This is a genomic window from Parapedobacter tibetensis (assembly GCF_024704835.1).
Taxonomy (GTDB): Bacteria; Bacteroidota; Bacteroidia; order Sphingobacteriales; family Sphingobacteriaceae; genus Parapedobacter; species Parapedobacter tibetensis.
Genome location: NZ_JAMXBE010000033.1, coordinates 1 through 10823, shown reverse-complemented (window position 1 = coordinate 10823; position 10823 = coordinate 1). Strand labels below are relative to the sequence as shown.

11 protein-coding genes and 1 pseudogene are annotated in these 10823 nt (G+C 42.1%); 4 read left to right on the top strand and 8 right to left on the bottom strand.

What is annotated here, in order from left to right:
* From NF543_RS24550 to NF543_RS24530, 5 genes are all read right to left on the bottom strand, one after another.
* On the bottom strand, positions 1-531 hold a 531-nt coding region (locus NF543_RS24550; RefSeq protein WP_257670828.1), incomplete at its 3' end, for an Rpn family recombination-promoting nuclease/putative transposase.
* 764 nt (positions 532-1295) lie between these two features.
* Positions 1296-1775 carry an Rpn family recombination-promoting nuclease/putative transposase gene (locus NF543_RS24545; protein WP_444511719.1) on the bottom strand — a complete coding sequence of 160 codons (480 nt, stop codon included), beginning with the start codon at positions 1773-1775 and terminating at the stop codon, positions 1296-1298.
* Positions 1776-1896: 121 nt separating this feature from the next.
* Positions 1897-2049 carry a cysteine peptidase family C39 domain-containing protein gene (locus NF543_RS24540; RefSeq protein ID WP_257670826.1) on the bottom strand — a complete coding sequence of 51 codons (153 nt, stop codon included), beginning with the start codon at positions 2047-2049 and terminating at the stop codon, positions 1897-1899.
* On the bottom strand, positions 2046-3440 hold the full coding sequence (locus tag NF543_RS24535) for a TlpA family protein disulfide reductase (protein ID WP_257670825.1): 1395 nt from the start codon (positions 3438-3440) through the stop codon (positions 2046-2048). Before NF543_RS24535 ends, NF543_RS24540 begins: the two co-directional genes overlap by 4 nt.
* A 260-nt stretch (positions 3441-3700) precedes the next feature.
* Positions 3701-3937 (bottom strand): hypothetical protein, encoded by a 237-nt coding sequence (locus NF543_RS24530; protein WP_257670824.1) that lies wholly within the window; start codon positions 3935-3937, stop codon positions 3701-3703.
* A 302-nt stretch (positions 3938-4239) separates the two neighbouring features.
* On the opposite strand from NF543_RS24530, the gene NF543_RS24525 reads away from it, so the two are divergent.
* From NF543_RS24525 to NF543_RS24515, 3 genes and pseudogenes are all read left to right on the top strand, one after another.
* Positions 4240-5130: an ORF6N domain-containing protein gene (locus NF543_RS24525; RefSeq protein WP_257670823.1), complete on the top strand. Its 891-nt coding sequence runs from the start codon at positions 4240-4242 to the stop codon at positions 5128-5130.
* Between the two features lie 493 nt (positions 5131-5623).
* Positions 5624-6331, top strand: a complete 708-nt coding sequence (locus tag NF543_RS24520; RefSeq protein WP_257670822.1) for a class I SAM-dependent methyltransferase — start codon at positions 5624-5626, stop codon at positions 6329-6331.
* Between the two features lie 9 nt (positions 6332-6340).
* A pseudogene (locus NF543_RS24515) lies at positions 6341-6557 on the top strand (IS66 family transposase); the annotation flags it as partial.
* Positions 6558-7083: 526 nt separating this feature from the next.
* Here the strand turns inward: NF543_RS24515 and NF543_RS24510 are convergent.
* Together NF543_RS24510 and NF543_RS24505 are read right to left on the bottom strand one after the other, a co-directional pair.
* Positions 7084-7299: a hypothetical protein gene (locus tag NF543_RS24510; RefSeq protein ID WP_257957572.1), complete on the bottom strand. Its 216-nt coding sequence runs from the start codon at positions 7297-7299 to the stop codon at positions 7084-7086.
* Positions 7300-8138: 839 nt separating this feature from the next.
* Complete coding sequence (locus NF543_RS24505; RefSeq protein WP_257670820.1) at positions 8139-8819, bottom strand: hypothetical protein; 681 nt, start codon at positions 8817-8819, stop codon at positions 8139-8141.
* Positions 8820-9637: 818 nt separating this feature from the next.
* On the opposite strand from NF543_RS24505, the gene NF543_RS24500 reads away from it, so the two are divergent.
* Positions 9638-10417, top strand: coding sequence for an ORF6N domain-containing protein (locus tag NF543_RS24500; protein WP_257670819.1), 780 nt, complete (start codon positions 9638-9640; stop codon positions 10415-10417).
* A gap of 86 nt (positions 10418-10503) precedes the next feature.
* Here NF543_RS24500 and NF543_RS24495 read toward each other — a convergent pair whose 3' ends face one another.
* A complete protein-coding gene (locus NF543_RS24495) occupies positions 10504-10656 on the bottom strand; it encodes a hypothetical protein (protein WP_257670818.1) in 153 nt (50 codons plus the stop codon).
* Positions 10657-10823 lie beyond the last annotated feature (167 nt).

The following is a 10823-nucleotide window of genomic DNA, read 5'->3' as shown; positions in this document are numbered from 1 at the left end:
CTTCTTTTGGGCTGATAGAGCCCTTCGGGGTTCCAAGAATTTAAACCCCAATTTATTGTAAAAAATTTTGCCCGAAGTTTTTTCCATCAGCGCAACGTCGTGGAAGTACCTTTCTTGCTCATCGGTATCCATGCTGAATTCCAAAATACCGATCAGGTAGACCTCGGGCAGTTGGTAATCGTTTGATTCCCGCCCCTTCTTCAACAGCCGCTGGATCAGCCGGGAGATATAGAACAGCGCCCTGTCCTTGAAGAAGTCCTGCCGGATGCGCTGCATTTCCACGATGAAGTATTCGCCGTTATCGCCACGGCAATGCAAATCGAAAATGACGCGTTTGTCCGTGCCATCATCTCCGTCATATTCATTGGGTGCATATTCGAGTTCAGCAATATGCTTCTCTCCCTGAAACAGGTCATTGAGGAATTCTTTTAGGATTTCTTTGTTGGGTTCCTGCCCAAATAGATGGCGGAATCCCCAGTCCGTTAGCGGGTCTATGAATTTCCCGATAGAAGGTTGTTTAGTTTTGGTCATATGCAAAGATAATAAAACCCCATTTAAAAGCTAATACTTTTAGTATAAATTTACTGAGTTGAAAAGCGAAAAGAGCTACCAAGCTACCAGAATTGAGGATTTGCTGGCAAGAATCGCTGAACAGGAAGATACGATACGGCTTTTAAAAGAGAAGGAAGAATATTTGAAAAAGTAGGCCCACCTAAAAATAAAAAAGCCACCCGCAAGCAGCTTTCTTATACAATAGTAAGAACGGTAAAACCTATTTCTTCTTTTTGGCCAAATCGGCGTGGACTTTCTTGACGAAATCCTCCGATACCGTTGCGTAATTGGCAATTTCAGCGACGGTAAATTTACCTGCATCCAAGAGCTTGACTACAAACTCATAACTCTTTTGCTCAGCGCCTTTCTCGATACCTTTTTCGACACCCTCTTTCCGACCCTTTTCAATTAATAAATCATACGTACTCATGACTTTGTCCTTTATGTCTGACGATAATCTGTCTAAAATCTCTTTTATCTCTTCCTCCGTTAACTCGACCAACTCAAAACCGTAAATCACCAACCCTACCTGCTGGCCTTCACTGCCCTGCGCCAACCCGATGGATAATATCTCCGGAAGCAGCCCCTTCAGCTTGCGCTTATCGGATGCGTACTTCATCAGCAGCAAAGCGGATACCAAAAACTGGTTGCCCACCGCCCTGATGGCCTCTTCGGGCAAATCCCTCAGATTGTGGTAAACATAATCAAATTTCGGGATATATCCAAGCAATTCGTCGCCCAATTCATCGAACAGCCTGTCCAGCGTCCAATATTCCCATTTCTGCCTGCCATGGNTGGTAAACATAATCAAATTTCGGGATATATCCAAGCAATTCGTCGCCCAATTCATCGAACAGCCTGTCCAGCGTCCAATATTCCCATTTCTGCCTGCCATGGTAAAGCAGGATCGGGATGATGGGCGTCAGTTGCTTGCGGCCCTGCTTGATCTGCTGCTGGTAGCCTGAAAACAGGTAACCGCCCACCTGTATCGGCGTATGCTTATCCGGAGCGCTTTTGTGCTCCAGCAACAAAGAAACATCAACGCTGCCTGTATCACCTTTGCGGCGGCAGGTGTAGACCACATCGGAGACGGTCTTCTCCAATTCCTTGGACACATAGCTGCCGGACTGCCGTTCCAGTGTGGAGAAATCCAACTTGTCGGCAATGTGCGCCGGCAAGGCTGCACTGAAATAGTCGACAGCGGCCTGATGGTCAGACAGCATTTGCCTCACAAACTTATCATGTACGGAGGTGATTTTTGCCATTGGACAAACATACCAAACAAAACTATAAAAAGCTAATTTTTTTAGACTTTAGAGTTTTGTCCCAAAAAATCAAATCCCGCTACTCGCTCAATTCTTTGTGGACGAAATTGATGTCGCTTTGCCGCTTGAGGTGCCTGAAAATCTTCTCGGCCGCCTCACTGATGCTCAGCAGGTTCACCCCGCCCTTGGTAACCTGGCACAGTTGACGGTAGTGGGGAAGGGTTTCAATCATTCTATTTTAAAAGCCTTCCTAATTTGTTCGAACAGTTTTTGTGAGTCGTCGGGGCCGTGGGCTGACGTCTCCACGATTTCGCCGTTTTCATTGACCAGTAAATACCGGGGTATGGCCAATGTCTCCTTACCGTCAGGAAATAATGCATCCAACAAATCGTCGTACACCAATTGGCCGCATAGAGCGTGTTGCCCCCCGAGCTTATAACGCTCAATATCTGCCAACCATCTTTCACTATGTGCCAGATTGTCGATGCTGATGTAAAGGCGCTTGATTCCGTGTTTATGGAGGAACGGGTCGATGTCTTTGTTATATTTAAATGAGCTAACGCAGGGCAAGCACCAGGTAGCCCATAGATCCACATAAACCCGATCTCCTTTTAACCCCTCTTCAAACAGCTGCCTGAAACTTCCGTAGTTCCCAATGCTATCGAGTATCTCAGTAGGCACGGTCTGAACATACTGAATCGTATCCGGCCGATAATAATCGGCGAATTGCTGGTGTATCAGGGAAGACCACCTACTTTCCGGAAACACCGCATTGAATTGCTCCAGTATCGTCGAATCATACCGTGAACGAAATGTCTTTATGATGCCCATCAAACTCAATGCCCATAAATCCTCCCTTAATTGCCCATCTTCCATATTTGTACGCCAAAAGAAATTATCGTCGATAGTTATTACACTGTCCCCGACTAGCATATTGCCTTTAGTATGGAGGTCGTTTGGATTTTCAATACCCAGCTTATCTGATATCCTGAATATACAATGGTCATTCAGGTAAATCAGGAAGTTCTTAATCGAGTAATACCGTGGACTATCGGCTGGTAGATTTGCAAACTGGATAGCAAGGATATCCTTTTTCTTTGCTAGATCAAGTGGGATGTTTGTCCTTGTCAGTATTCCAAAGATATGAGCGTAATAGGATGCCCGGTAATAGGTTTTTATCAGTTCGAGGAACTGTTCCGTCACCCTTCCGGCGTTCGCTAACTGCTTAAAGTCCGAGGTCTCATCCGTAATAGCTGTCTCCACTTTTTCCAAAAATCCGTCCGTGTCGCCCGGCAAAATAGATAACAGGGCATCAATAGGCGCAAATTTTCTGGCAGGATGATAGTCTGTATCGTTATACGCCTGCTGCCCGGCGGCATTTGTCCCCCCGAACACTATCCAAGCTTTCGTTTCGTCGTAGGGGTTACATCGGATATGGATGGAATCTCCGGGAAAGGCAATGACCGAAGCGCCATTCAGATATCGGTCACGGTCATCAAAAAATTTGACCTCAATGAATGATGGGCGGTCTATGTCAATTTCCTTATGAATGGAATCAGCGGAAACAAGTGGAGAAATGTCATCCAAAGAACGTATGTTCGAAGCGTTATAATAGCCAAACATCGGTTGGTAAAATACTTTTTCTTAAATGCCAGTGGTTATTCCTTATTTGTGAGGAAGTCTCGCGTTGTTAGAAGGGGATGGACGACCCAGAGAAACGCTGACATTCGTACGCGTATAGCAACACCCGTGTAAGAGCTGAATAAAGTGCCTGCTGGCGGTATTGAGACTGTTCATTCGGTCGACTATATTCTTTTTGATGTCTATTTTTTTTGATTTATTCAGGAAGAGACTCAAACTCTCGCTGTTGATATTTCGATTGATTACAACTTACACGCCCCATACCCATTCTTGACGGCCTCTTTCTTCGTGGTCTTGATCTGGCTTTTCTTAAGGTATTGGCATCCTTCCTTGTGGTACTTCTCCCCTGTTTTGGTGATATACACCACAGCATCTTTCTGCTTAGTGGCGGTATAAGTCACTTCCCTACCCTGCACATTCGAAGCCATAGGCATGAGGAATCCCAATACGAGGAAAAGGTAGACGATACGCTTACGCATAATGGTTTGTGTTGGTCGTTTTATTGATAGTTAGTGGTTAGTGAATTTGGCTATTGATTATATGATGTTATTGATTCATTAAATATATTTCTTAGGCCTGTTGGCTTATATGGTCGTTATAACATGCAAGATAAAACATCCGATTGAGAATTACAAATTTTGATTAGCCAAAGGTAACCGAAGGAATGGTGACGGCATTACGGGAAACCGGAAGGTTGGTGGGTTTGATTAAAAATTATTTGTAAGTAAACACCGGTTTTGCTATATTTGTTAGTAAAACAACATGAACTTACCAATAACCTATGGAAAAGACAGATGTCGGAGTACTGAAACCCGAAGCCATCCAGAGCAAAATATTCACGATCAGGGGCGTACAGGTAATGATTGACCGGGATTTAGCGGAATTGTATGGAGTGGAAACTAAGCGGATTAACGAACAGGTTAAACGAAATGCTGATCGTTTTCCAGAGAGATACTGCTTTCAGCTAACTGAAAAAGAAAAGGATGAGGTGGTCGCAAATTGCGACCACCTCTCGAACTTGAGATTTTCTTATCGGTTACCCCATGCATTTTCTGAGCAGGGAGTTGCCATGCTCTCCACGGTTCTCAAAAGCGAAATGGCTGTAAAAATCAGTATCCAAATCATTGACAACTTCGTTGCCATGCGCAGGTTCCTGCATGAAAATGCAGCGATCTTCCAGCGTTTGGATACAATTGAAAGAAAACAGTTAGAAACAGATGGCAAATTCAACCAAGTATTTGATGCGCTGCAACAAGCGGATCTTGTACCAAAACAAGGAATTTTTTACGACGGACAGGTATTCGATGCTTATGCATTCGTTGCGGACATAATCCGTAAGGCTTCGTCTTCCATCATATTGATAGATAATTATGTGGATGACACCGTACTCAGCTTATTCACAAAGCGTAAAAAGGGTGTATCGGCAACCATTTATACAAAAGCAATATCCAAAGCGCTGGCGCTCGATCTGGACAAACACAACGCACAGTATGCTCGTATAACGGTTAGGAAGTTTGAAGCATCACACGACCGGTTTCTTATTTTGGATGAATCCATCGTATACCATATTGGTGCTTCGCTCAAAGACCTGGGCAAAAAATGGTTTGCTTTTTCAAAGATGGATGCCCGGGATTTGAAGATATTGGAGCGGCTGGGGAAACGTCATTCGTAAATCGTTATCTTGGACTCCATGCGGGGACCCAAGTGTTTCAACGAGACAGTATAGAACATCTGATGAAATGCAGCGATTTCCGGCTAGAATTCTACTTTTTATTGGTCTGATTTTGGGGAAGTGCACAAGTTTGGAAAAACTTTAGCAAAATGGGACTTTTTATAAATCAAAGTCTAGAGTAATTGATTAAATAAATTTACCTTTATCAATACAATATACGTTAATACTATTTCTTAAATCGAACGACACTATGTCCTTAAGCACGTATGAGTCACAAGTTTGCAGAATCTGTAATTCTACATTCGGCAAAGAATATATTTTTAGAGAAATGAATTTCGGTTTTCGAGACCAATTTCGTTATGACGAATGTTCCTCCTGTGGATGCATCCAAATCAAATCGCTACCATTAAATATACATAAGTATTATCCTTCAAATTACTATTCTTTTAATGTTAAATGTCCCAAACTAAAAAGGCAACCACCATTTAAAAGATTGTTTAGAAATTTTCGAATAAAGAAAAAATATAGACAAGGTAAGAATCAAGACATTTTAAGTTACCTTGAACCCATTAGAACCCTTCCTTCACAAAAGATTTTGGACATAGGTTGTGGAAAAGGGAACTACATATGCAACCTTTTCAATATTGGGTTTGAAAACGTGACCGGTATTGATAAATTCATTCCCGAAGAAATTGATTATGGATTTGGAGTCAAAATATACAAGAAAAGCTTAGAAGAATTAAGCCACAACAATTATGATCTCATTATGATGCATCATGTATTGGAACATATGGATCGACAAATAGAAGAGTTAAAATTCTGTCATAGATTATTGAAACGTAAAGGCTGCTTATTGGTTCGCATACCAATTGCTAATAAAGCTTGGGAGATCTTCCGCGAAAACTGGGTACAGCTTGATGCGCCAAGACACTTTTTCATTCACACATTGAAAAGTTTCAACATTTTAGCAGAGAAAACAGGGTTCAAAATAAAAAAGACTATTTTTGACTCGACGGACTTTCAATTTCTAGGAAGTAAACTCTATCAAAAAGACATTCCACTACACTCAGATGATAATGAATCCTTACCATATGAAGGAATTTTTACCTCTAATGAAATTAAAAAATATACATTGAAAGCTGACAGGTGGAATAAGCGCTGTGAAGGCGATCAAGCTAGATTTTATTTATTTAAAGATTAAGCGGACATCCTGGGCCATAAAAATTACCTCTTCGCTGGAAGCCATGAAGCTGCGCAGCGCTCGGGCAATGATATACTCGTTCTTCGCCATCTGCAAGAAGCATGAGGTAAATCCCTTCCAGCGGCTAAAACACACCCTGCTAAACATATCGTCGATAAACCATAAGAATCTAAAGGAGCTCTATCCACAGAACTTTAAAAATCTTTCCCAACTAAAAAATATGTAATTCGTCGGACGGATACGGAGCCTCGTTTGACTTATCATTAACCCATAGTCGAGCAAGCCTTAAATTGTGAAAGCTTCTTAAACAAAGATAAGTGAATAATGAGAATTACTTTGTTGCTTTGTCTTAACACAACCGAGAAGCTTTGCTTCGAGCTCATGAATACCTTTGAAAACAAGCACTGATGAAATAAACCAACACAGACCGAGGAACAACGTGACGAGTTCATGAACGCCTCTGATAACAAACACAAGTGAATAACGTCAAGACTGTCTAGCTCTCGCTAAAAATTCAGTTCTTACCCGCAGTTCTGTGGAGCCGCTCTCCCCACTACCCTCTCTTCGCTTCTTCACAGCGCTTTAATCTTTAGCGCTAACTGAATTTTCTTAACGCTCATTCTAGAAGGTCGTTTTGTCCGAACGCGCAAGAGCCCCGTTTGACTTTCTATCGAACGCTTTTCTCTCCTTGAAAATAAAAAAGCCATGCATTTCTAAATGCATGGCTTTTTTTATTCGTATGCCGATTAACTTTATAATTTTTCTAATACCTCTAAAGGAAGCTTTAAACTCTCCACTATTAAATGAATAGCAACTCCAGACTGCTTTAATAATTTTGCAGAGTCTAGCTTTTCTCGTTCTGCTCTGACCCGTTCTTCTTTTCTAATGGTGTCAAAGGCGTTCTGGGTATCCCATTTGGCCTTTAAACTAGCTTCGTATGCCATACGTTCCTCCTTTCTTAATTTCATCTGTTTTGTCCGCGTTTAAAGGTAGATGAGAGAGCGATAAACCTACCTTTATCTTGTCAGGTTTATCCCAGTTTTGCAACTTCCGATATCTTGAAGATGAGCTGGAAAACCCGCTTGTCCAAAAATGTCGGAACTTTTTTCAGAGTGCTCATGTGCTTCAACAGGTACATCCATTTTTCATGAGCGTTCCCTTTAAAGGCATTCAAGAGCTCACCTCCTAAAGTCGGTTCGGTTTGTCCATGTCCGTAAGCAAATCGTCACCCGTCTTTGCAAAATTAGGCAATTTATCAGTGAATAATAAGCTTCTTTTGGGCTGATAGAGCCCTTCGGGGTTCCAAGAATTTAAAACCCAGTTTGATATACCCTGGTCTTGCGACGGATGTCCTTGATGAACTTCTCAGGGGTGCTTTTCTTTGGTGTTCCCATAATGTTTAAAGTTAAAAGTTCTTATGGAAACCCTCTCTTAATTATCAGCTAAATATGTCCACTTTTTGCTGACGATTTACACGGTAAAGCGGAAGAGGACTTCGATCCGCTGTGCCTTCGCGGTAAATACTGGGAATTTATCAAGGAGGATATCGTAACAGCTACCACTGAACCATCTTAGCCGGGCAACCCTTTCTTCCGTTTTATAGGAAACTTTGATACCTTCGTTGTCACAATTACACTAACCTATGACAAAATTATTATTCAGGAAAACAGGAATAGGTAGGTGGGATCGCCGCTGACCACGGTGACGCCGTTGATCTTGTATTTCTTCTGCGGCTTTTTCGCTGTGGTGGGTCTGGACACCGAAAACCCCGGGTACTTCCCTAAGTCTTGTAATGCCTTTGATGCTTTTATTCAACTTTATAATATTGTTCAAACCACTTGTCAAACTGCTCTTTGTGTTTTTCTTGTGCAGAAGTAATGATTTCGGATGGGTTTAGCGTTTGATTTAAACCGTAATTTTCTTGCAACCATTTTAAAAACTTATTCAGGTCTCGGCTTTCTTCGTAATCTTCGCTTTTGTAAAAGTAGGCTTGTTCTAAATCAACCGAAATTTCGGTGTCAAATGTTATCAGATGAAGTAGCTGTAAAATATTTTTGGCCACAATATGAGTTCCCCCTTCATCGCCAAATACCACAATGGGCATCTCGTTAATAGGTTTTGTGGTTCCATCATTCCAAATTGCATAAAACGAGCCAGTTCCATTGGCTTGTGCAAAAGGAAACAGTTTATCTAAAAATGATGACTCCTCACCCCAGCTTTTAAGGCCTAATTTATCATCAATTGTTACAGCAAAACCTTGTGCGTAAAATTCGGGAGATGAAATATTGTTTTGAAAATAAATTAGCTTTTCTAATTCAGTTGGAATTGCTGTTAATCCCCAATTTTCTTTAAATTCTTGGATATTCATATTAGGTTGTTCTTGCGTTTCTTTTGAAAATTTTCCGTCATCTTTTTTTGTCCGTCCCGAACAGCCAAACAAGTTTAAGATGGTCGTCGTAATTCCAACAAATATTAAAGTTCTTATCATTGGTATGTTGTCTTTTTAGCCTGACCGCTAACGGAAAACGGAGCCAATGTGGGTTCCGTGTTTGTAAATTTAAGAAAAAAACAAATACGGAACAACCTTCTGGGTGCGCCCCACAGGGCAATCGGATCTTGTTTTATGAGAGTTATCCATATAAGTTAAAAGATTCCGTTTTTGTTTTTGGGATAAAATCTAGCATTTAGTGGCCAAAAGGCCATGGATCGATAGGATCATTTATCAGGTAAGGGAAACCGAGATCACGGTTGTTATCATATCGGCATGCGGCCATTACGGAGATAAGTGATCTTGATATGCGCTCGCTTCCGTGAGCGGCCTCTTGGCCGCCCCCTGCCAAAAAATCCCCGCTAATATAATATTTCCATTGGCCGGAGCGTTACGGATGTTCACGCGTTTGCGCAGCATGGCACCTCTATGGGCCTACCACCCCCAGAGGGACAAGCTGCGCCGGAGGCATGAATAAGCCACGGCGAAGCCGTTTTTCCTGAAAACCACTTACCGTAAGTACAGCGTAATAAAGGAAGTTTTGCAAACTGGCAACCTTTGCTTCCGTAATCCCGTGGCAATGGGGCCCCGGGTGAAAGCAAAGGTATTATGTTACAGCATTTCACATGGCATAACACGAAAGGTAAAACATCCGATGGAGAATTACAAATTTTGACTACCCAAAGGTAACCGTAAGAAAGGTGATGGCATTACGGGAAACCGGAAAGTATTGGATTTGGGTTAAAATTTATTTGTACAGCAACATTATATTTACTACATTTGTTAGCAAACAATTTAACCGTAAAGCCAACAACCTAATGGAAAAGACAGATGTCGGAATACTGAAACCCGAAGCCATCCAGAGCAAGATATTCACGATCAGGGGCGTACAGGTAATGATTGACCGGGATTTAGCGGAATTGTACGGGGTGGAAACTAAGGCATTGAATAGAGCTGTAAAGCGAAATGCAGAGCGATTCCCCCAAGAATTCATGTTTCAATTGACCGATAGCGAATGGTCAAACTTGAGGTACCATTTTGGCACCTCAAGTGAAAAGCATGGAGGACGAGGGTACTTGCCTTTCGCGTTCGCCGAGTCAGGAGTTGCAATGCTTGCCTCCGTATTGAGAAGTAACATCGCGACTAACGTAAGCATTCAAATTATGACTGCATTCATCCAGATGCGTAAGATTATTGCCAACAATTCATTAGTCCTTAACCGACTGGATAGAGTGGAGCGCAAGCAGCTGGAGGCAAATCGTCAGTTTGAAATCATATTCGAAGCCCTGGAATCCAAACAGCTTGACCGCGAAAAAGGTATCTTTTATGACAGCCAAGTGTTCGACGCCTACACATTCGTAGCAGACATAATCCGTAAGGCTTCGTCTTCCATCATATTGATAGACAATTATGTGGATGATACCGTACTCAGCTTATTCACAAAGCGGAAAAAGGGAGGGTTTTGGCGCTCGATCTGGACAAACACAACGCACAGTATGCTCGTATATCGGTTCGGAAATTTGAAGCATCGCATGATAGGTTTCTTATTTTGGATGAATCCATCGTATACCATATCGGTGCTTCACTCAAAGACCTAGGCAAAAAATGGTTTGCCTTTTCAAAGATGGATGCCCGAGATTTGAAGATATTGGAGCGGTTGAAGAAATTAGGATAGCAGAGCCAGCTATGCTGGAAACAATTCGCGCCGCTTTTGGACAAATAGCAAATCGCCGTCGAAAACTGAGTATTGATGCTGGATATTGGGTGGCAAATATTCGGGATCAATGGAAGACTTACCAGCGCCATTAGAACCGGTAATGATATATAGGTCAGGCATCGATATGCTTAGGTCTAGCTAATTACGTGACGTAGGCGAACGGAATCGGCTTCTTGGGTGTCCAACGTATCCAAAACAACAAACGAACGCGAATCGGCCGACACTTCGACAATGCAAACTTTGAGAGTGTAACACCAACTGTGTCACTGGATAAAACGAATAAATAG

Coding starts and splice junctions, on each gene's coding strand:
- NF543_RS24525 (WP_257670823.1), top strand. CDS start 4,240: ATGGAAAAGACAGATGTCGGAGTACTGAAACCCGAAGCCATCCAGAGC.
- NF543_RS24495 (WP_257670818.1), bottom strand. CDS start 10,656: ATGCCTGACCTATATATCATTACCGGTTCTAATGGCGCTGGTAAGTCT.
- NF543_RS24540 (WP_257670826.1), bottom strand. CDS start 2,049: ATGATTGAAACCCTTCCCCACTACCGTCAACTGTGCCAGGTTACCAAG.
- NF543_RS24535 (WP_257670825.1), bottom strand. CDS start 3,440: ATGTTTGGCTATTATAACGCTTCGAACATACGTTCTTTGGATGACATT.
- NF543_RS24510 (WP_257957572.1), bottom strand. CDS start 7,299: ATGAAATTAAGAAAGGAGGAACGTATGGCATACGAAGCTAGTTTAAAG.
- NF543_RS24530 (WP_257670824.1), bottom strand. CDS start 3,937: ATGCGTAAGCGTATCGTCTACCTTTTCCTCGTATTGGGATTCCTCATG.
- NF543_RS24505 (WP_257670820.1), bottom strand. CDS start 8,819: ATGATAAGAACTTTAATATTTGTTGGAATTACGACGACCATCTTAAAC.
- NF543_RS24500 (WP_257670819.1), top strand. CDS start 9,638: ATGGAAAAGACAGATGTCGGAATACTGAAACCCGAAGCCATCCAGAGC.